The organism is Streptomyces sp. NPDC052043 (assembly GCF_044548235.1).
In the GTDB taxonomy this organism is placed as follows: domain Bacteria; phylum Actinomycetota; class Actinomycetes; order Streptomycetales; family Streptomycetaceae; genus Streptomyces.
The window spans coordinates 259,431-279,522 of record NZ_JBIUBT010000003.1; the positions used below are offsets into that span (position 1 = coordinate 259,431).

General features: G+C 68.3%; 22 protein-coding genes and 3 pseudogenes. 16 read left to right on the plus strand and 9 right to left on the minus strand.

From position 1 onward, the window contains the following. The first annotated feature begins 3 nt into the window (after positions 1-3). The 8 genes from ACIHCX_RS08990 (at position 4) to ACIHCX_RS09025 (ending at position 7,873) form a co-directional block, all read left to right on the plus strand. A complete protein-coding gene (locus ACIHCX_RS08990) occupies positions 4-1,356 on the plus strand; it encodes an MATE family efflux transporter (protein ID WP_400028026.1) in 1,353 nt (450 codons plus the stop codon). Between the two features lie 68 nt (positions 1,357-1,424). Beyond that, positions 1,425-2,366, plus strand: coding sequence for an NAD-dependent epimerase/dehydratase family protein (locus tag ACIHCX_RS08995; protein ID WP_400028027.1), 942 nt, complete (start codon positions 1,425-1,427; stop codon positions 2,364-2,366). Beyond that, complete coding sequence (locus ACIHCX_RS09000; protein ID WP_400028029.1) at positions 2,363-3,286, plus strand: RNA polymerase sigma-70 factor; 924 nt, start codon at positions 2,363-2,365, stop codon at positions 3,284-3,286. Before ACIHCX_RS08995 ends, ACIHCX_RS09000 begins: the two co-directional genes overlap by 4 nt. 13 nt (positions 3,287-3,299) lie before the next feature. Then, positions 3,300-3,845, plus strand: coding sequence for a hypothetical protein (locus ACIHCX_RS09005; protein WP_400028031.1), 546 nt, complete (start codon positions 3,300-3,302; stop codon positions 3,843-3,845). A 182-nt stretch (positions 3,846-4,027) separates the two neighbouring features. Continuing rightward, on the plus strand, positions 4,028-4,810 hold the full coding sequence (locus tag ACIHCX_RS09010; RefSeq protein ID WP_400028032.1) for an SDR family NAD(P)-dependent oxidoreductase: 783 nt from the start codon (positions 4,028-4,030) through the stop codon (positions 4,808-4,810). Between the two features lie 264 nt (positions 4,811-5,074). Further along, positions 5,075-6,400, plus strand: coding sequence for an MFS transporter (locus ACIHCX_RS09015; RefSeq protein WP_400028033.1), 1,326 nt, complete (start codon positions 5,075-5,077; stop codon positions 6,398-6,400). 44 nt (positions 6,401-6,444) lie between these two features. Next, positions 6,445-6,930, plus strand: coding sequence for a DUF4265 domain-containing protein (locus ACIHCX_RS09020; RefSeq protein ID WP_400028035.1), 486 nt, complete (start codon positions 6,445-6,447; stop codon positions 6,928-6,930). Between the two features lie 595 nt (positions 6,931-7,525). Continuing rightward, positions 7,526-7,873, plus strand: a complete 348-nt coding sequence (locus ACIHCX_RS09025) for a VOC family protein (RefSeq protein ID WP_400028037.1) — start codon at positions 7,526-7,528, stop codon at positions 7,871-7,873. A 33-nt stretch (positions 7,874-7,906) separates the two neighbouring features. Here ACIHCX_RS09025 and ACIHCX_RS09030 read toward each other — a convergent pair whose 3' ends face one another. The 3 genes and pseudogenes from ACIHCX_RS09030 to ACIHCX_RS09040 all read right to left on the minus strand — a co-directional run bounded on the left by ACIHCX_RS09030 (position 7,907) and on the right by ACIHCX_RS09040 (position 9,674). Further along, entirely contained in the window at positions 7,907-8,137 is a 231-nt protein-coding gene (locus ACIHCX_RS09030) for a hypothetical protein (protein WP_400028039.1), read from the minus strand. Between the two features lie 296 nt (positions 8,138-8,433). Continuing rightward, a pseudogene (locus ACIHCX_RS09035) lies at positions 8,434-9,068 on the minus strand (DUF6000 family protein). Between the two features lie 90 nt (positions 9,069-9,158). Further along, positions 9,159-9,674 (minus strand): GNAT family N-acetyltransferase, encoded by a 516-nt coding sequence (locus ACIHCX_RS09040; protein WP_400028040.1) that lies wholly within the window; start codon positions 9,672-9,674, stop codon positions 9,159-9,161. A gap of 457 nt (positions 9,675-10,131) precedes the next feature. Between ACIHCX_RS09040 and ACIHCX_RS09045 the strand changes: the two genes are divergently transcribed. From ACIHCX_RS09045 to ACIHCX_RS09060, 4 genes and pseudogenes are all read left to right on the plus strand, one after another. After that, on the plus strand, positions 10,132-10,458 hold the full coding sequence (locus tag ACIHCX_RS09045; RefSeq protein WP_400028042.1) for a hypothetical protein: 327 nt from the start codon (positions 10,132-10,134) through the stop codon (positions 10,456-10,458). 363 nt (positions 10,459-10,821) lie between these two features. Continuing rightward, positions 10,822-11,466: a dihydrofolate reductase family protein gene (locus tag ACIHCX_RS09050; RefSeq protein WP_400028044.1), complete on the plus strand. Its 645-nt coding sequence runs from the start codon at positions 10,822-10,824 to the stop codon at positions 11,464-11,466. 698 nt (positions 11,467-12,164) lie between these two features. Continuing rightward, positions 12,165-12,896, plus strand: a complete 732-nt coding sequence (locus ACIHCX_RS09055) for a class I SAM-dependent methyltransferase (RefSeq protein ID WP_400028045.1) — start codon at positions 12,165-12,167, stop codon at positions 12,894-12,896. A 118-nt stretch (positions 12,897-13,014) separates the two neighbouring features. Next, positions 13,015-13,367: pseudogene (locus ACIHCX_RS09060) on the plus strand (transposase); the annotation flags it as partial. Here the strand turns inward: ACIHCX_RS09060 and ACIHCX_RS09065 are convergent. Next, positions 13,286-13,648 carry a winged helix-turn-helix transcriptional regulator gene (locus tag ACIHCX_RS09065; RefSeq protein ID WP_400028047.1) on the minus strand — a complete coding sequence of 121 codons (363 nt, stop codon included), beginning with the start codon at positions 13,646-13,648 and terminating at the stop codon, positions 13,286-13,288. The pseudogene ACIHCX_RS09060 and the gene ACIHCX_RS09065 overlap by 82 nt on opposite strands. A 55-nt stretch (positions 13,649-13,703) precedes the next feature. On the opposite strand from ACIHCX_RS09065, the gene ACIHCX_RS09070 reads away from it, so the two are divergent. Next, a complete protein-coding gene (locus tag ACIHCX_RS09070) occupies positions 13,704-14,930 on the plus strand; it encodes an MFS transporter (RefSeq protein ID WP_400028049.1) in 1,227 nt (408 codons plus the stop codon). A 5-nt stretch (positions 14,931-14,935) separates the two neighbouring features. Here the strand turns inward: ACIHCX_RS09070 and ACIHCX_RS09075 are convergent. Beyond that, a pseudogene (locus tag ACIHCX_RS09075) lies at positions 14,936-15,163 on the minus strand (transposase); the annotation flags it as partial. 106 nt (positions 15,164-15,269) lie between these two features. Here ACIHCX_RS09075 and ACIHCX_RS09080 point away from each other — a divergent pair. After that, positions 15,270-15,833 (plus strand): DinB family protein, encoded by a 564-nt coding sequence (locus ACIHCX_RS09080; protein ID WP_400028051.1) that lies wholly within the window; start codon positions 15,270-15,272, stop codon positions 15,831-15,833. A 125-nt stretch (positions 15,834-15,958) separates the two neighbouring features. On the opposite strand, the gene ACIHCX_RS09085 is transcribed toward ACIHCX_RS09080, so the two are convergent. The 3 genes from ACIHCX_RS09085 to ACIHCX_RS09095 form a co-directional block, all read right to left on the minus strand. After that, a complete protein-coding gene (locus ACIHCX_RS09085) occupies positions 15,959-16,336 on the minus strand; it encodes a hypothetical protein (RefSeq protein ID WP_400028052.1) in 378 nt (125 codons plus the stop codon). Positions 16,337-16,508: 172 nt separating this feature from the next. Then, a complete protein-coding gene (locus ACIHCX_RS09090; RefSeq protein ID WP_400028054.1) occupies positions 16,509-17,000 on the minus strand; it encodes a type II toxin-antitoxin system Phd/YefM family antitoxin in 492 nt (163 codons plus the stop codon). A 23-nt stretch (positions 17,001-17,023) separates the two neighbouring features. Next, positions 17,024-18,244, minus strand: a complete 1,221-nt coding sequence (locus ACIHCX_RS09095; protein ID WP_400028056.1) for an NUDIX domain-containing protein — start codon at positions 18,242-18,244, stop codon at positions 17,024-17,026. 145 nt (positions 18,245-18,389) lie between these two features. Here ACIHCX_RS09095 and ACIHCX_RS09100 point away from each other — a divergent pair, with 145 nt between their 5' ends. Next, on the plus strand, positions 18,390-19,211 hold the full coding sequence (locus ACIHCX_RS09100) for a helix-turn-helix domain-containing protein (RefSeq protein ID WP_400028058.1): 822 nt from the start codon (positions 18,390-18,392) through the stop codon (positions 19,209-19,211). After that, positions 19,208-19,390, plus strand: coding sequence for a DUF397 domain-containing protein (locus tag ACIHCX_RS09105; protein ID WP_400028059.1), 183 nt, complete (start codon positions 19,208-19,210; stop codon positions 19,388-19,390). The genes ACIHCX_RS09100 and ACIHCX_RS09105 overlap by 4 nt, the downstream gene beginning before the upstream one ends. 4 nt (positions 19,391-19,394) lie before the next feature. Here the strand turns inward: ACIHCX_RS09105 and ACIHCX_RS09110 are convergent, their stop codons facing one another. Then, positions 19,395-20,042: a hypothetical protein gene (locus ACIHCX_RS09110; RefSeq protein ID WP_400028060.1), complete on the minus strand. Its 648-nt coding sequence runs from the start codon at positions 20,040-20,042 to the stop codon at positions 19,395-19,397. Positions 20,043-20,092: the final 50 nt, after the last annotated feature.

Below are 20,092 nucleotides of genomic sequence, written 5' to 3' on the forward strand. Positions count from 1 at the left end.
GTGATGAGCGCAGCGGAACACCGTCGCAGGCTGATGTCACTCGCGGTCCCGGTCTACTTCGAGCTCCTCGCCGGGGTCATGGCCGGGATCATCAACATGGTGTGGGTGGCCCGGCTCGGCGGGCAGGCCGTCGCCGCGGTGGCGGTCGCCACGAACGTCGAGAACCTGCTGCTCGGCGTCATCCTCGTCGCCGGCTCCGGCACGACCGTGCTGGTCGCACGGGCCAGGGGCGCGGGGGATCCGGCGGCGCTGCGTTCCGCCGTGCGCGGCGGCTGGGCGCTGTGGGCACTCGTCACCCCCGTCGTCGCCATCGGCGGACTCCTCTGCCGCGAACCGCTGGCCCGCCTCGTGCTCGGCGGCGGCGAAGGCCGTCCGCTGTCCCTCGCCACCGGGTACTTCTCGATCGCGCTGCCCGGGATCGCGGTGTTCTTCGCCACCAACGTCGTCGACGGCATCCTCAAGGGCACGGGCGACACCCGCACCCCGATGAAGCTCTCCCTGCTCGCGAACGGGCTGATCCTCGTGCTGGATCCCCTGTTCATCCTCGGTCTAGGACTCGGGGTGCGCGGGGCGGCGATCTCCACCGTCCTGGGGAGGACGGCCGCGCTCGTGTGCGGCTTTCGCACGCTGCTCCGCGACGGCACACTCCCTCGGGCTGGCGGAGGAACCCCGCTCAGCGTCAGGGAACTGGGCGCCGACGCACGCAGGACGGCCGTGACCGGGCTGCCGATGTCCGCCGACTTCGTCGTCAGAATGGCCGGGACGCTCGCCCTGGTCGCCGTGGTCGCCCGGATCGGTGTCGGCGACCTCGCCGCGTACGGGATAGCGACCAAGGCGATGTACGTCGCCACCATGGCCTTCTACGCGGTGCGTCAGGCCGCCGCCATCCACACCGCCCATCAGCTCGGCGCCGGTCAGGACGAGCGCCGGACCGTCGGACGCCAGGCGCTGCTCCTCGCCGGGGCGCTGGGGCTCGCAGCCGCCCTGGCGCTGCTGGCCACGGGACCGTGGATCATGCGCGCCTTCGGCGCCGGCGGCGCGGTGGCCGAGGCGGGAACGCTCTATCTGCGCTGCGTGGGGCCCTACTTGCTGTTGCTGGCGTGCTTCATCGCGCTGGGCGGCGTGTTCGAGGGCAGCGGCGGCAGCCCGGCCCTCGCCCGGATCACCACGTGCGGGGTGGTGCTCCAACTGGCGCTCGCGTACGGCCTGTCGGGCTGGGGCCTGCCGGGCATCTGCGCGGCCATGGCACTGTCGACGGCGGTCCAGTGCGCGGCCGTAGCCGGCACGTACAGGCACACGAAACCGAAGCACGTGCCGGGTGGCGGTGGTACGCGACGTCATGGCGCGTGCCGGTGATGTCACAGCCGGACGGGGCTGTCTCGTCTCGGGTCTGAGGTCGTGAGACCGATTCGAGATCGAGGACGGTGAATGCTGTGCGGGTGTTCGTGGCGGGTGGGACCGGTGTTCTGGGTCAGCGGTTGGTGCCGCAGCTCGTGGCCCGGGGCCACGAGGTGACGGCGACGACGACGAACGCGGCCAAGGTGGGGCTGCTGGAGCGGTTGGGCGCGGAGCCGGTGGTCATGGACGGACTGGACGCGGCGTCGGTCGGCGAGGCGGTGGCCACGGCCCGCCCGGACACGATCGTGCACCAGATGACCGGGATCTCCATGGCGCACGCCGGCCGGCCCGACTTCAGGCATTTCGACCGGTGGGCCGTTCCGACGATCAGGCTGCGCACCGAGGGCACGGATCATCTGCTGGCCGCCGCGGAGGCGAGCGGCGTGTCCCACTTCGTCGCGCAGGGTTACGCGTGCTGGAACGGGATGCGCGAGGGCGGCTGGGTGAAGACCGAGGAGGACCCGCTGGACCTCGAGGAGGGGACGGCCGCGTACACGTCGATGCAGGCCCTGCGCCACGTCGAGGAGGTCGTCGGCCAGGCCGGCGGAGCGGTGCTGCGCTACGGGGGGCTCTACGGGCCCGGGGCGATCGACGACCAGGTCACGCTGGTGCGCCAACGCAAGTACCCGCTGGTCGGGCGCGCAGGCGGCTATCACTCGTGGGTCCACCTCGACGACGCGGCGAGCGCTACGGTGCTGGCGGTGGAGCAGCAGGCGGCCGGCGTGTTCAACATCGTCGACGACGAGCCCGCGCCGGTGAACGAGTGGCTGCCCCACCTGGCGAAGTGCGCCGGGGCCAAGCGGCCGATGCGGGTTCCCACGTGGCTGGCCCGCATGCTGGCCGGGGAGGTGCCGGTGATCATGATGACCGAGGCCCGCGGCTTCTCCAACGCCAAGGCCAAGCGCGAACTCGGCTGGCAGTTGCGGTACCCGTCGTGGCGCCAGGGCTTCCAGGAGGAACTGGCGTGAACCGAGCCGAGGAGTTCGAACAGCTGCGACCGCTGCTGTTCTCGATCGCCTACCGGATCCTGGGCAGCGTGAGCGAAGCCGAGGACGCCGTCCAGGAGACCTGGCTGCGCTACGAGGCCACAACGACCGAACCCGCCTCGGCCAAGGCGTTCCTGTCGGCGGTGGTCGCGCGCATCTCGATCGACGTGCTGCGTTCGGCGCGCGTCCGCCGCGAGGAGTACGTCGGGCCGTGGATTCCCGAGCCGCTGCTGGCCGACCCGTACGAGGACCCGGCGCGATCGGCCGAGCTGGCCGATTCGGTGTCGATGGCGGCCCTGCTGCTGCTCGAACGGCTCAGCCCGCTCGAGCGGGCGGTGTTCGTGCTGCGCGAGGTGTTCGGGTTCGGCTTCGGCGAGATCGCCTCGGCGGTCGGGCGTTCGGAGGCGGCCTGCCGTCAGCTCGCGGTGCGCGCACGCCGGCACATGGACGCCGGACGCCCGCGTTTCGAAGCCGACCGCCGCGAGCGCGAGCAGCTCGCCGAACGGTTCTTCGACGCCTTCCGCGAAGGAGACCTCGACGGGCTGCGGGACCTGCTGGCCGCCGACGTGCACATGATCGGCGACAGCGGCGGCAAGGGGCCTCAGCTGGCCGCCCAGCTGGTCGGCGCGCAGAACGTCGCCCGGGTGCTCGCCGCTCTCGTCCCGTCGTTCCTGCGGCTCGGCGGTGTCATGCAGTCCCACGAGGTCAACGGGCAGCCCGGCGCGATCTTCCGCGACCGGCACGGCAACGTCGTCAACACCTGGGCGCTGGACGTCGTCGACGGGCAGATCCAGACGATCCGCTCGGTGATCAACCCCGACAAGCTCGCCCACGTCGGCCCGGTCGCCGACGCGTGGGCAGTCTTCCGCGAGGCCCATCATGCCCGCCAGTCCACGAACTGACCGGACACTCCTCATGCGAGCCGGGCCATCGCGTTCGGGGCGGACCGGCGACCGCCTCGCGTGGCCGGCCTACGCGGCGCTCGCGTGGATCGTCGTGTTCTTCGCCTTCCACGTCTACTGGTACGCCGGCGGAACCTTCGGGCGCGGCGGCGTGCTGCCCGGCCTCCTGCCGCACTCGGTGATCGGCTGGATCTTCGAGGTGGCGGTCGTGGCCGCCTTCCCGATCGGGGCGTGGGCCTGCCTGGCGATCGCGCGCGGGCGGCCGCGGGGTCGGCTGCGCCGTCCGGCCGTGTTCCTGGTCTGGTTCGGCTGCGCGCTGCTGACCCTGCGCGGCGCCTCCGGCCTGGTCGACGACCTGACCCGCGCGATCGGCCTGCTGCCCGAGGGGATCACCGGCCTGTCGATCGAGGATGCGACGGGCACGGCCCACCCGTCCGCGTCCGTGCTGTGGTCCGGCCGCGCGACCGACGCCTACTTCTTCGCCGGCGGGCTCGTCTTCGGCCGGCTGGCCTGGCGCTACCGCAACCGCCCGGTCGACGCCCCCACCCCGGCCGGCTGAGCGGGTACCGAGCACCACCGGCCGGCCCAGCGCGGGTCAACCGGCTGCTCGTGCTCAACCGGCTGCTCGTGCTCAACGGGGAACCCCACCCCGGCCGGGCCGCCGCCCTGCTGCTCCGCGAAGCCATCGGCTTCTGAGCGCGCGCTGCCCACCATCATCCGAACGTAGAGGAGTACCAGAACATGGATCTGCAATTGACGGGCAGGACGGCCCTCGTGACCGGGGCCAGCCGCGGGATCGGGCTGGCCGTCGTCCAGGCGCTCGTCGCCGAGGGCGCGAACGTGATCGGCTCGGCCCGCACCGTGTCGCCCGAACTCGCCGATTCCGGCGCACACGCGATCACCGCCGACCTGGCCACGCCGGACGGTCCGGGCGAGCTCGTGCACGCGACCGTCGCAGCCCACGGCGACATCGACGTCCTGGTCAACTGCGCCGGCGGCGGTGACGCCACGGACCTGCGCGCGTTCTTCGACTACGACGACGCGTTGTGGCACAAGACGTTCGACCTGAACTTCTACTCCGCCCTACGCACCTGCCGGGCCGCGATCCCCGGCCTGATCCGCCGGCACGGCCTGATCGTCAACATCTCCTCGGTGGGCGCCCGCCTGCCGCACAACGGCCCGGTGCCCTACAACACCGCCAAGGCGGCGCTCACCGCGTTCAGCAAGGCGCTCGCCGAGGAGTACGGGGACCAGGGCGTGCGCGTCGCGACGGTCGCCCCGGGACCGACCCGCACGCCCGTATGGACCGCCCCGGACGGCATCGGCGCCGCCCTCGCGGCCGCGCAGGGAATCTCGCACGACGACCTCCTGGCCGGCCTGGCCGCGGCGTCCGGCATCCGCTCCGGCCAACTCGTCGAGCCCGAGCAGGTCGCCTCCCTGGTCGCCTACCTCGCCTCGCCCCTGGCGGCCAGCATGACCGGCCAGGAGTACCTCGTCGACGGCGGCTTGATCAAGACGATCTGACCCGGTCGAGCACCATCACGACTGCACCATCGCCCCGTCCCACGCCCGAGGCGGCTGCTAGCGTGTGCTCGTGCCGAAAACAGACAAGGTGCGCCGTCGCTGAGAGCGACGGCGCACAACCCCAGTTCTCGCCGTCGCTCCTGACCCCTGGCCAGGAGCGCCTTTGTGGCGCTCGGATTTCCCCGTTCCGGAGCGCACTCCATGTTTGCCTTGTCTGCTCGTCAACGTCGGCGTGTCCTTGTTGCTGACCTCATCTCCACAGCCGTGTTCCCCCTCGCCATCACGGGATCGACGGCTGTCGTCCCCAAGGTGACCGCCCAACTGCCGGGGGCGGCTGCTCTGGGTCCGTGGATCGTCCTCGCCTACAACGGGCTCTTCGCAGCCACTCTGCTGCTGGCGGGAGCGACAGCGGACCGCTGCGCCCGCACCCGGTTCTTCGCCATCGGCAACATCGTCGTCGCAGCCACGGGGTTCGTGTCCGCCCTCGCTCCAGACCTTTGGTCTCTGGTGGCCCTTCGCGCGGTCGCCGGTATCGGGGCGGCCATGTGCGCCGCTGGCGGATCGTCGATGCTCTTGGCCGTGTACCCGCCACAGGAGCGGCGTCGGTTGTACGGCTACGCGGGTGCCGTGCTGGGCAGCAGTCTGGCGTTGGGACCGTTGGTTGCCCAGGCCCTCATGGCCGCCGGGGGCTGGCCCCTCGTCTTCGTCGCGCCGGGGGCTGTTGCCACGGTCGCCGCCTTGGCCACGCTCACGCTTCCGGGCCTTCGCAGCCCCGCGGTGTCAGAGAACTTCGACCGTGCCGGCGCTGTCCTCTTCGGGGTGACCGTCGCCACCGCAGTGACCGCACTCGGACTGGGCTTCGGGGCCGGCGTCCCGTGGTGGTGGCCGGTCTCACTCGTCCTCGTCGCGGCAGCCGGCGCCATCGGACTCGTCCGCGTCGAACGGCGTGCGTCCGATCCCGCGATACCCATGGACCTGTTGCGGATCCCCGCCTATCGGGCGTACGCGCTGGCGACGGGCGCCTTCATGGGAATGCTCGTGGTGGGGTTGGCCGTGCTCCCTCAGCTTGGCTCCGTCCAGGGCATGGGCGCGGGCGAGGCAGCGACGATGCTCAGCCTGCTGACCGTGCCATCGACGCTCCTTCCCCTTCTTGCCGCACGGATCGCGCGCCGACGGGCACGGCCGCTGGTGACCACCGCGCTGTTCACCTGCGCCGTCACCGCGGTCATCCTCCAGGCGACCCACCATCCTGCGGCCCTTCTCCTCGCGGCCGCGGTCATCGGGCTGTGCCTTGGACTGACCGAAGGCGTGCCTGACGGGCAAGCACTCCACTACGTACCCTCCGAGCGCGGAGGGGCCGGCGCCGCGCTGTTCAGCACCACGCGGATGAGCCTGGAAACCTTCACCCTGGCAGCTGCCACCGGACTGATGTCGGCCCTCGGTCCCTCATCCGGAATGGCAGTCGCTGGAGCCGTGTGCCTCATCGCGGCCCTCGTCGTCCGAAAAGCTGTCCCCTCCCGCGACTCCCGGTCACAGCCCGGGAGTCTGGGCACGGACATCAGCGGACAGGCCACCCGGCAGTTGCCCTGACCCCCACCTGTGACGAGCGCGGAAGGGCTGTGCATCCTGGGCCCATGACCAACCCCGAAGGCCCGTACGTCAAGGTGAACTTCCGGCTGGAGATCGAGGACGACTGGCCCCCGGCCTCAGTGGAGAGTCTCGGGGCCGTCGACCAAGGCGACGGCACCGTGCGGCTCGACAACATTCCCTGGTTCGTTCGCGGCGTCGCTTGCGGGGACATCGTGGCCACCGCGCCCGACGAGGACGGCGTGCGGTGGGCCGGCGAGGTGGTTCGGCGTTCGGAGAACTGCGCCATCCGCCTCATCGTGTTCCGTGACGGCGGCTCGGGACCGGCACGGCAGAGCGTGATCAACGCTTTTCAGGACCTCGGCGTCGACGGCGAGGGCATGGAACGATTCGGCATGGTCGCCCTGGACGTCCCACCCACCGCCGATCTCGCCAAGGTACAAAAGCTGCTCAACCACGGTGCAGCCGAGGAGTGGTGGGACATGGAAGAGGGGTGCACCACCGCGCAGTGGCGAGCCGCTTCCGCCAACTGACGCCGTTCAGGTGATCCACGGCTGCGCCGTCCCTGGGCGGTCCGAGGCCGCTCGACAGCAGCCAACGATGACCGACGTCGCCCCCGACGAGGTGGGGCGCGCTCACCGCTCGCCACCGCTGTTGGGTGGACTCGGCAAGCTTGACGAAAGGCAGCAGGTCGGCCCATGGCTGGGCCGACTTGCCGATCCCCTTTTCGCGAGTCTGCCACTGCGGGGTCGCCCACACGGCCACGACGGCCACGACCGCCAGGACGACACCCGCCACGGGTACGGTGACCGCGGCCGTCCCTGCGAGTGCCAGCAGGACCAAAGGGACGACGGCGTGCCGACGGCGGACGGATACGGCGGTAGGGCTCTCTCCCAGCGCGCTGGCCGCGATCGAGCGGGGGTCGCCCAGACGCGCGAACACGGCGAGGATGACCTGGTCATCGGGGTCGGCCTCCTTTCCAGGGCGACGGCGATGTGTTCGTCCAGGTCGGCGATCAGCTCATTGCGGCGCTCCTGAGGCGTGTATCGAAAGTGCATGCGGCTGCGGGCGTGCCGTAGTACTCCTGGGGAGACACAAAGACAGGTTCGTTCTCGCTTGGAGTCATCGATGGCCGTTCGTCGTGTCGTACCCAACATCCGGTCGGAGGCCGCGCAGGAGAGCCGGGAGTTCTATGGCCTGCTGGGCTTCGAGGAGGTCATGAACCACGGCTGGATCATGACGCTCGCCTCCCCGTCCAGCCCAGCAGCGCAGATCAGCGTCATGGCCGGCGACAAGACCGCGCCTGTCGACCCCGAGATGAGCGTCGAGGTGGACGACGTGGATGCGGCTTACGCGGTCATGCGGGAGAGCGGTGCGGAGATTATTTACCCCTTGCAGGACGAGGAGTGGGGTGTGCGGCGGTTTTTCGTTCGCGACCCCAGCGGACGGGTGGTCAACGTGCTGGGTCACCGCTGACGGCCTCTCCCGCGCCCCTGGTGAATGTGCTGGTCACAGCCACTCATTGATGGCCGGGATCAGGAGGGTTGCTTCGTAGCGGACGGCGAGTTTTTCGTAGCGCGCGGCCACTGCCTGGTGCCTCTTGAGGCGGTTGATGCCACACTCCACCGCGTGGCGGATCGGCCGCAACGAGAGCCTGCTCGCAGAGCTCGACCGGATCCGCAGCCGCTGGCACCGCACGTAACCCCGTCCGCCCCGGCCCTCCCACAACAGCGCGAGCACGCAGTACTCGCCTTTGCGTAGCTGGCTCTCCGCCTTGCCTCCAGCAAGTGGTACCTGGTGTTGACCGTGTTTGGGAGAGGCGTGCCAGACCCGTGCCAGATCGTGCGGGGGGCCACGGGGAACAGCGGGGATCGCGACAGAGACTGGCCGGAGCCCGAGGCCACTCGACTGCACGTCAGGGCGGCCTGGGCCGGCCCCAGATCATCTGAGCTTCCCAAGCTGAGAGCGTCATGCGGTGACCGATCTGATGCCCACAACGGTCCGCTCCTCACCTCGGCGGCTCGGCTCTGTGGTGGCTACCTCCGGTGAGTGCTCACACCGTTCCTGCGTACCGGACAGTGCTTGGCAGCTTCATCAGCGAAGGTGCAGAGCTGGGCGATGAACTCGCGGTAGGTGTCGGGGGCGTCGCGTTCCTTGCTGGGCGGCCCGTCGATCCATTGCTGCCAGAGTCCGTCCGGGGTGAGGAACCGGGCCACGCGGTCCGTGCCGAGCTTGGCGTCGAGTAGCAGGAGCGTGCCGAGTGCGGCTGTCTGGTCGTAGTAGAGGTCGGGACGCAGCAGGTAGTGTCGAGGTACGCGACCAACAGGTCAGCGTCGGCAGAGGTGCCGAAAGTAGCCAGTGCGACGCAGTACGCCTGCCCGGCGTAGGGTCCATCGCTGGCGAGCAGGAGTTCGCCGAGACGTTCCCGGAACTCGGTTCTGCCGGCAACGGCGATGAGCCATGCTGCCGTCTTCCGCTCGCGCCACCCTCGGTCGAGCAGTACGCCAAGTTCATGGGAACTGATCTCATCGGCAGCTTTGCCCAGCTTCTGCAGGAACTTGGCTCGGTCTCGCTCACTCATGCCGACAAGGACGCCACCGAGTTTGAGGTACCGCCGACCAGGCGTGACGTAGCGGCGGATCAACCTGTTCTCATCGTCAGTGCGGAGCATGGCAGCATCCTTGTACGGACGAAGCCGTTGGACCAGCGATCTGGCGGGCCGGACGCGGTCACGTCCGCGCGTCGAGGACGAGTGGCTGCGTCAAGTCAGAGCTCCTGCCGCATCCGGCACTGGGTGCAGGTCCAGCATCATGTCGAGCGACAGAGAGCCGTCCGCCTCAGCGAAGAAGCCGACCGATTGGAAGCCGTTTTTCTCGTAGTAGCGGATGGCGCGAGGATTGTTCGCGCGGACGCCGCCCCACAGGATGATCCTCGTCCTGCCAAGCAGCCGTGCGACCTCCGTGACAAGGGGGAGGACGAGCGTCCCGACGCCCCGGCCCTGGTAGTCATCAGCCAAAGTGGGACCGAAGCGGCAGTCAGTCGTCTCAGCGAGACGGATACCCGCTTCCTGATAGCGCGCGATGTCCCCGGGAGTCAGATCGAGGCTGAATTCGGCAAGGCCGACGATCCTGCTGGACGGTACGTCCTCGAGCACCAGCCTGAGCTTGTCGTAGCGCGCGATCGCGTCACACAACTCCCGGGCGGTCGCGAGGTCGTACCCGTCGAACGTACTGAGCCGCCTCGTTTCTGAGGACAGAGGGTCGAGGAACCCGGCCAAGCGCTTTGCATCGGCATGCGTAAGGGGTCACAAGACGACATCTGAACCCTCCTGGGGGCTTCAGACGGCTCGTCAGATACAGGGGATCCACAGCAATCTCCGTCAGCGTAAGCACCCCAGCAGCCTCTCTCCGTACCAGCTTCGATGGGACAAACCTACCGGCTACCGAGTTTTCGAAAGAATGATTAGTCCTTGTTGGGCCCGAACCCCGTCGGCCTGACACCGGCCTCAGCTCAAAGTTACTGCTCGCCCACCGGTGGCTGTCGGGCCAGGAACTCCTCGAATACCGCTGCCTGTTTCCGCCGGGCGGTTTTGGCCCCACTTTTGAGCCGTGTGGGGGAACGGTGCAGGAGGGCTGAGGGAAGAACGGATTGTTCTGGCCCCACCCTCGATCGGGCGCCTTGTTCCCCCGTCCGACGATGGTCGAGTTAGGGTCTGTTCGAACGGAACCGGGGGGATGATGGAACAGTGGCCTGAGGGACCTGCCGCTGAGCCGAAGGCGGCCCGGGAGCGCTATGCCTCTGACATGCGGGCGTCTCGCAAGGCTCTGCGAGAAGTGATCAGGGCCGACCTGCCTGCCGCGCACTTCGGCCTTGGAATCGTCGTTGTGGCAAGTGTGGTCGTGGGCCTGTTCGCGGGGGCGATTACTGGAGCCCTCGTGGCTGGATTCTTTGCCGCTCTGTTCCTTGTTGCACTGGCGGTCATGCTCCGTCGGGGCATCAGGGGCATGGACGCAGGTCGCCGGGCCTATCTCTTCACCTTCGGCTGGGCAAACTGGGTCTAGTGCTGTGACCGCATAGACACCTCAGGCGCCTAACTCGCAGAGGTCACCTGGTCGGAGTTTCCCGGATGTCCCGCCGCGATCCCGGCGCTGCTGCATGCCCTGCTCGATCCGGCTGCCGCGGTCGAGGCCCAGCGTGTGCTCACCAACAGCATGTTCAGCATCGCCGAGATGAACGCGGCTAAGCCGGAAGTTCCAGGGCATCCGCTGGGGCGGACGCCCTCTCACATCCGCAGCCTGACCAACCAGGCGAACCTCCCAGGCAGGGCAGCAGGTAGCCCAATTTCTCGCCGGCCGCGGACGCAGCGATGAGTTTTTTCGGTCCGGAGAGTCTCACCACCGTTGTCGACAACACAGGAGGAACAGGTGGCTCAGCTACTGAGAGTCCAGAACTTCACCGTCTCGAGTGACGGGATCGGTGCCGGTGAGGACCAGAGCCTTGAGAGGCCGTTCGGCCACGTCGATCCCGGGAGGCTGTTCGCCTGGGCCGGCGCCACGGCGAGCTGGCCCATGCGTACTGACCCCGGGGGGAGCCGGGGTCTTGACGACTACTTCACGCGGGACTTCGCCCGCAACATCGGTGCCGAGATCATGGGCCGCAACAAGTTCGGGCCCCAGCACGGCCCCTGGCAGGACATCGAGTGGCGTGGCTGGTGGGGTGACGAGCCCCCGTTCCACACCCCGGTGTTCGTCATGACCCACCACAAGCGTCCGTCGTTCACACTCTCCGACACCACGTTCCACTTCGTCGACGGCGACCCGGCCACGGTCCTCGAGCAAGCGCGCAAGGCGGCACAGGGCAAGGACGTCCGACTCGGCGGCGGGGTCACCACCATCCGGCAGTTCCTCGACGCCGACCTCGTCGACACCATGCACGTGGCGGTCTCGCCGGTGAAGCTCGGATCCGGGCTACGGCTCTGGGAGTCCCCCGAAGAGCTGCTCGACCGGTTCCACCTCGAGGTCGTGCCCAGCCCGAGTGGCATGACGCACCACCTGTTCTGGCGCAAGTGACACGAGGGCCCACTCGGGAATGTCAACACAGCCGATGCGGGCGTGCCAGTAAATGATCGCGTAGTTGCGGGTGAGTTACCGATACAGGCCGCGGTACTCGCCCGCAGCTACCGAACAGCCAGCTGGGGAGCGGACCTGCTTGGCTGCTGTGCGGTTCGAGGGCATCGCCCAGCCGAACAGGTCCGGATACCGCCTGCCGCGAACCACGATCTGCCGCAGCCGTGGTCCCTCCTGATGCGCCAGCCTGGGGCCCCTGATCGATTCAGCCACTATGCGCCCCTGACGCGACGTCGGATGCACGCCGCACATCCAACCCGCCCCGGCCCCCGAACGCGACCACCGACCCGGCGAACCTTCCCGGTCACAGCACTAGGCTGCCCAGGGCCTTCGGTATCGGCCTGGACGGCCCGCAGGATCGTCTCCCACGTCCCGTCCGTTGATGACCAGGCGGCTGGCACCGCCGATATTCCACTTCTGCAGTGAGGTTCGAGCCGAGCTCGTCAAGCCGGCAAAACCTCCGGGCGCGACCAGCCGGCCGGCGGCCTGGATCCACCCGATCGGACGGCGGACATGTCGTTGGTCATCGACGCTCTATCGGTGACGGTGTGGTCATGTGTGGTCCGTGCCGCACCGAAGTCCTGACTTGCGTCGCGGGTAAATCGGTTGAGGACGCACGAGCGTCGGCGGACACTGCCTCGGTGTTCTCCGACGCTGACGCTGCCGCGCTGTATGACGTGCTGAACCCGTGGGCCCCCGATCACCACCCGGGAGATCGCTTCTATGACGACCTGATCATGGCTGCGGACTCTGTCTTGGACATCGGTTGTGGCACGGGTGCGATGCTGCATCTTGCACGCGAGCAGGGCCATCGCGGCCGGCTTGTCGGTCTGGACCCGGATCGCGCCGCGCTGGACCGGGCTCGGCGTCGGGCCGATATCGAGTGGGTCGAGGGCACCGCGGCGGAGGCGAGCAGCGGGGCAGACTTCGATCTTGCGACGATGACCGGCCACGCTTTCCAGTTCCTCGTCACCGACGAGGAAGTGCGTGCTTCACTCGCTGCAATCCATGGGGCATTGCGCCGGGGCGGTCGTTTTGTGTTCGAGACACGGCATCCCCAGGCGCGGGCCTGGGAGGAGTGGAATGCGTCGCCTCCGGAGGATCTTGTCGACGCTCATGGGCGAGCCTTGCGTGTGTGGCACGAGGTCGACTCCGTCATCGGCGATGTCGTCACCTTTCACGAGACGACGGCTGCCCGGGATGGCACGGTGCTCCGTATCGATCACGCGAGCTTGCGCTTCCTCGACGTTGCGGTGCTCAACGGGTTCCTCGGCGGCGTGGGCTTCGAGATCGAGGCGCAGTACGGCGACTGGCACGGAGGGGCTATCAACGCCGACAGCCGGGAAATCATCACCGTTGCCTGTCGCAGATAGCCCAGGCGGGTCCTCCGGGCTTCCCCATCGATACCAGAGCGTGTGGTGCCATTCATCGGCGCCCGGGCCAGGTCGTTGCACGACTGGGAACGGGCCTGGGCCGGTCTCGGTGAGGTGGATCCACTTGATCACCGAGCGGACCCGACTGCCCCTGTCGATCGGCATCTCTGCCGCGAACACCCATGACAGTCAAGGGCTGGAACCCTGGTACGGGGTATCCCGCCGATCCGCTTCCGACGCGGACCACGTCGGCGACGGCCTGACAAGCTCCACGCCGACAAGGGCTACGACGACTACGACCATCTGCGAAGGTGGCTCCGGGCGCGGAACATCACCCCACGCATCGCCCGCAGGGGCATACGGCCAACCGCACCCATCGGCGAACGGAGTCACCGTTGCGCATCGGCTTGTGCGCGGGCGCGTTCAATGTCGGAGACGTGGCTCTCGGCCCATTCCCGGACGGCACGTAGGGGCGTCAACAATGACTGCCCGAGGTCGGTGAGGGCGTACTCGACATGCGGGGGATGTGCGGGAACCTCCGTGCGAGAGATCAGACCGTCGTACTCCATCGCGCGAAGTGTCTCGGTGAGCGCCTTCGATGTGATCCCCCGGATGTGCTTCTTGAGCTCGGTGAATCGCATCGGCCTGTTGTCCAGCGCGTTGACGACGAACACCGTCCAGCGCGCCCCGATCCGGTGCAGAACGGTGCGACTGGGGCAGGTCGCGGCCATGACATTGTAGGCGTTACCCATGCACGACTCCCGGTAGCGTTGTAGATACCGGTATCAAATCTATACCGTCCGGGATGTGACTCTTCCCGATTGCGCGGTCCGTCCCTCGATGGCTCGGCACCGCCGTTTCGTCGCAGCGATCGTCATCGACTCGATCGGCACCGGTGTCTTCGTCCCCGTTTCGATGCTGTACTTCCTGGCCACGACGTCGCTGACGCTGGTGCAGGTGGGCGCGGCACTGACGACGGCCGGGCTGCTGGCGCTCCCGGTGGGCCCGATGGCCGGAGGGCTGGTCGACAGGTACGGCGCCAAGCCGGTACTGCAGGCGGCGAACCTGGCCCAGGCGTTCGGCTTCGCCGGGTATCTCCTCGTGGGCCAGACATGGCAGATCGCAGTCTGTGCCTGGTTGAACAGTGCCGGGCGGGCGGTGTTCTTCAGCTGCTACGGCGCGACCGTCACGGCGTTGGCCGCGCCCGGCCAACGAGAGCGCTGGTTCGGTCTTCTGGGATCGGTACGCAACCTCGGCTACGCGCTCGGCGGCCTCCTCACTGCCGTCGCCGTCAGCTTCGGTACTCACGGCGTCTACGCCGCGATCGTGGTCGTCAATGCCGTGTCCTATCTCACCGCCTTCGTTCTGATGCGGGCCGTGCCGAATACCCGTCCCGAGGTGGGCCAGGACGCTGCTGGGGGCTGGGGGCGCGTACTCCGGGATTTGCGGTACCTGTCAGTGGTCGCGCATCAACTGTGCTTTGCGATCTCCTTGTTCGCCCTCAACATCGCGATACCGGTCTACGCCGTGGACGTGCTGGGACTGCCTGGCTGGACCGCCGGCGCTGTCTTCACGCTCAACACCCTGATGGTCGGCTTGGCCCAAGGCATCATCGTCGGGTGGCTGAGCGGGCGGATCCGCAGCCGCATCCTCGTCGCCGGACACGCCTGCTTTGCGACCAGCTACCTTCTGTTCCTCGCCGCCGACCGCGTGGCTGCAATCGCCCTCGCGGTCGGCGTCGTGCTGCTCGGTGCAATCAGCTACACCTTCGGTGAAATCGTCGGCGGCCCCATCACGTCGACTGTCGCCGCGGAGAGCGCCCCGGACGCTCTCCGCGGCCGGTACTTGGCCCTCAACCAGCTCGCCGTAAGTGTCGCAGGAGCGGTCGCTCCAGCCGCCCTCTCGGGGTTGCTGTCCACCGGGGCAGCCGCGATCTGGCTGACCCTGGTCGGCGTCAGCGTCCTCGGAGCCACGCTCGCCACCACGATCGGCACAGTGGTGCCAGCGGCGCAGAGCCACGTCGGAGGTGTCTAGTGCCCTGGGTTCGCCCGGATTGGCGTCACGATCGCTTGCGCCAACTCGCCTTTGATCGCGAAGGTCCGCTCGTCCGGGATCTTCGCCGCCGGGCAGCGTTCACGATCCGAGGTCCAGGCTTTGGGCAGATACAACTCGCGGTTGACCAGGGCCCGTCCTCGTGCGGTGGCACAGGCGGCGAACACCCCGATCTGGCAATTGTCGATCTTTCCAGAGGTGCCGGTGTACTGCCGCAGCCCCCAGCGTCATCTCGCGGTGCGGTACGCTCTCGCGGCCCACGGCCGGCGACGGTGTCCGCGAGGGTCGCATCCAGATCTTCGTTGTATGTAGTGTGCGGAAATGACAAGAAGCGAGCGACTCGCGGACCAGCTGGACTGGTACTGGCACAAGAACCTACGGCCGCGGCTGGACGGTCTTACCGATGAGGAGTACTTCTGGGAGCCGGTGCGCGGCTGCTGGAGTATCCGCCCACGTGGCACGTCGGCCGCACCGATGTCGGCGGGTTCGGGGGAGTGGACGATGGACTTCGCGTCCCCTGGCCCGGAGCCGGCGCCGGTGACCACGGTTGCCTGGCGGCTGGCGCACATCATCGTCTCCTGCCTGGGCTATCGGGTCGGATGGTACTTCGGCGGCCAGGACGTCGACTTCCAGACATTCGCCTACGCGGGGACCGCTGACGAGGCGCTGAAGCAGCTCGATGAGATGTATGGGAGATGGAACGCGGGGGTCCGCGAGCTCTCGGACGCTGACCTGGACAATGCGCCCACGGTGGGTCCCGAGCGGTTTCCCATGGAGAACAGGGTCCTGCACGTCAACAGGGAGCTGATCCATCACGGCGCCGAGATTTCCCTGCTGCGCGACCTCTACCGCTGGCAGGACGGAGCCGTACCGCGCCGAACATGACTGTCCGTCAACCGGCGATCGAGCTTCGGAAACCTCCGTGGACTCCGTGACGCTCCGTGGCCGCGAGCTTCAGTGAAGCTGCGCCCTCGTCAGCCGAGATCAGGCCGTGGTGCTCTGACTTCACGTCACCAGATGAGGACTCCGCCTCCCATCGCGAGGCCTCGCCTCGCCGCGTCCTCAACGTTTGCCAACCGGGCGGAGATCGCGTCCCTGTAGTCCGTGGTCGTCCGCACGGGTTCTATACCTGCAACGATCTTCTCCAGGTTCTCGCGAAGCAGGAGGCACTCGCGCAGGAACGCCGGGACCTGCTCGGGATCGACCTGCAGGTCGGTGTCGGCCAGGACCGGAAAGAAGCCGGCCCCTAGCGACCGCACCACTTGCGAGCCCCACACGCGAGTGCGCCAGTTCTCGAAGCCCGCGGAGTCAGAGCATCCGTCGGGAACATCCTGTACCTGCCTCTCACCATCCGCGCCAACAACGAAGACATCCACCGACAAGCTCATGAGCACAGTGGATCACAGCCTTGACAGGGCGATCCAAGGGGTTTGTGGTCGCGGAGCTGTGGTCAGTGCGACCGGAGGATCATCCGATCCGGTCAAGTGCAGAGAACGCGTAGGAATCCGACCCTGCCTTAAGCCCGATTCCCGGCGGCCTGGGACCGGGCTCAGCCCAAAGTCACTGCTCGCCGACCGGTGGCTGTCGGGCCAGGAACTCCTCGAATGCTGCTGCCTGCTTGGGGTCCATGTATCCCTGGCGCTGGTGCATGGCTCTGTCCTCAAGCCACGCCGCCTCGTCGGCAGCCAGTTGCACGGCCACCATGGTCCCGCTCCGGGCGAAGCTCACGCGCCTGCCGTCGGCGCGGACGTACCGGGTGTAGGGCCCGTACTCCTGCGGATGGGCCAACGGCTCGATTCGCAGCCGACCGACGTCCCACCTCGGCGGGTTCGTGTCCTCCTCTTCTTCGTCCTGCGGTATCGGTGCGGGCGCGGGGAAGTCGGCGCGGGCCCAGTGCTCCAGCCGGGCCACTACCCCTGCCGGGAACAGGACACTCACCGGGACGCCGCGCTCGGTGAGCACGACGCGTTCGCCGGTGGACTCGACCAACGAGACGAGGCGCTCGTAGTCGATCGGGTCCGGGGCGTACTGACGCTCAACAACGATCTTCACGGCATCATCCGTGGAGCTGGACGCTACCGGGAGGGGTTGGGCTGTTCGTTCGTCCTTGCAGGCGTCGGTGGTCGGTCTGCGTACGGAGTGAAGTGGGCCGGTGCGTGGTCGATGGGCGGCAGGTCGGAGCGCCAGGACGTGAGGATCTGGGCGCTGCACTCGAACAGGCCCTGGGGAAGCTGGTCCAGGGGCCACCAGCGCCAGTCGCCCACGCTTTCGTGCGGCTGGTCGGCGGGCTCGCCCCGCCAGGCCGTGACGACGGCGCCGACGGTGACGCGTACGACGTCGTCGACGTGGTCGAGGAGCGTGCCAAGGAGCGTCACATCCTCAACGCGGGCGATGAGCCCGGTTTCCTCGGCCAGTTCGCGTACGACGGTGTCGTGGAGGGACTCGCCGGGCTCGACGGTGCCCCCGGGCAGCTCCCAGGTGCCGTGCCGGTGCCGTCCCAGCAGCAGGCCCCGTTCGCCGAACACGATGGCCCCGACGCCGATCGCGGCGTGGGGTACGGGCGGTCGGGCGGTCCGTGGGCGACTGGTCAGAGGAGGGCGGCTGGGCGTGTGGTGGCGTCGGGCCCGGGCGAGTTGGAGGATCGCGGGGCTGTCGGGCTTCGGCGCGGTGAGGAGTTCGATTCCTTCCACCCGGAAGCCGTACTCGGTCAGGAGCTCTTCCCAGAGTCGCGGAGTGAGCACCCACATCCGGGTGGGGATGGGCTCCCCGTCGCGCAGCCGGATCAACTCCCGCCGTGGCACCACCTCGTCGGACGGCCCCTGTGCGTCGGCGTCGGTGTGGAGGGCGGAGAAGACGAGAGGCGCTCCGTCGACCAGCCCGTCCCGCAGGGCCGGCAGCAGGTGGTGCGGGTCGATGCAGGCGAAGGTGCGGATGCCGTAGGCGGCCTCGTACGGTTCCGCGTGACGCAGGTGCTCGGCGACGTCGCCGCGGACGAACCGGACTCCGGGCTCGCTGCCGTGAGCGTTCAGGGCGCGCCGGTGCTGGGTGGGGGACAGGTCGACGCCGTCCACCAGCGCGCCGTACTCGCGGGCCAGGTGAACGGCGTGATGTCCGGGACCGGATCCCACGTCGAGGATCCGCTTGCCGCGGATGTCTCCGAGGATCTCGGCTCCGGGGCCCTGGCCGGGCGAGAATCCCCAGTCGACGCGGTCCGGTACCGGGGGCGAGTAGCCGTAGTCCAACTGGCGTTGACCGTAGATCGTCCAGCTCTGCTCGTATGTGGAGTGTGCCGTCACAGATCAGTTCCTTCCGGCGGTGTGGTGCTGCCCGTACAAGCCGTCCTGTACTGGTTCCAGCCGCGCCGGGCAAGTAACCCCCGCTCAGGGTTGAACCGTTGTACCTGCTGCAAGAGGTGACGGGTGTGACAGGGGGTCGTCGTTCATGGCAGGTGGCAGTGCGCTTGATTCGTCCGGCAGTTTGAAGGCGTTCGGGGCGGCCTTGAAAGTCTTCCGTGAACGGGCCCTGCTGACGCAGGAACAGCTCGCCGAGCGGCTCAACTACTCGCATGCCTCGGTCGCTTCGGTGGAGCAGGGCCGGCGGATGCCCACCGCGCACTTCGTCGAGCGGGCGGAGGAGGCGCTGGAATCGTTCGGTGTACTGCGGGCCGTGGCCCGGCACGTGGGGCGGCAGCGGGGGCTGGCGGTCTGGTTCCGGGAGTGGGCGCAGATGGAGGAGACGGCGGTGAGCCTGTGCACGTACGAGTGCCGGGTCGTGCCGGGGCTGCTCCAGACCGAGGCCTACACGCGCGCGGTGATGCTCAACGTGCCGCCTCCTCCTACGGAGCAGCAACTGGAGGAGCGGATTGCCGCCCGGCTGGCGCGGCAGGAACTGCTGACGCGCAAGCCGCCGGTCGCGTTCAGTTTCATCGTCGAGGAGTCGGTACTGCTGCGGCACACGGGAGGTGAGGATGTCACCCGGGAACTGCTCGACCACCTGCTCGTCCACATGGAGTTGTGGAACCTGGAGCTTCAGATCATGCCTCAGCGGCAGCCCTTCCACGCGGGTACGGACGGGCCCATGCAACTTCTTGAGACCTCGGAGCGCCAGTGGTTGGGGTACTCGGAGGGACAGAAGACCGGGCAGCTGGTTTCTGACCGGGAAGCAGTGAGCGTGATGCAGATGCGCTATGCCAAGATGCGATCGCAGGCTCTGTCCCCCGCGGACTCGGCCGAGTTGTTGCAGCGGATGCGAGGAGCGCTATGAACACCAACGGTGAGCTGGACTGGTTCAAGAGCAGCTACAGCGGTTCCGAAGGCGACAGTTGCGTGGAAGTCGCCCACGCCCCCGGAGCCGTGCACGTACGCGACTCCAAGCAGGCTGACGGACCGCGGTTCGAGGTCGCCTCCTCGGCGTGGGTGGATTTCCTCGGGCTCGTGGTGTAGTGCGTCACCCCGAGGTCGGCCGTCTGGGACGGATGAGGACCTCGCTGCCCAGGGGGCTGTAGCCCGCTGCGAGGAAAGCCCGAAGGGATCGTGCGTTGCCCGGGGCGACAGCGGCGAAAACCGGCTCACCGGTGGGGACCAGGGTGAGAGCGTCACCCAGCAGGGAGCGGCCGAGCCCAGCCCCACTGCTACCGGTGTGGTGGAGTTCGATGCTTGTCTCGCGTCGTCCAGCCAGGCCGCCGGCCAGGGTGACAAGGCCCCGTTCATCTCCGTAGACACGGACGTCGGTACGCAAAGCCCGAGCACGACGCACACGCGGGTGGTCGTCGACATCAAGACGTTCGGGCAGGCGGTGAGGGGCCGGCACGCCACGCGCGACGAGTGTCACGTCGACACTGTCGATCCACCCCTCGCGACCTGCGAGGTAACGCAGGAAGTCCGGAGCCATGGAAGCCCCGAACCCGTCGGCTCCTTGAGCCCGGACGTCGGAAGCGGACAGGGCGGTGGCGATCACGGCGTGCCCGGTGAAGGCGACCGAGCACTCCAGCCCACCCGGCAGAGGGGGAAGAACGGTCACGCGGCCGTCCGCAGGCGGGAAGCGTCCGTCGGCAGCATTGAGGAACATGCCCAGCAGCGGGTGAGACTCGGCCATGACGGTCCACCCTACGAGGAGTTGCCCCGCCGTGGCAGCCACACGCGACG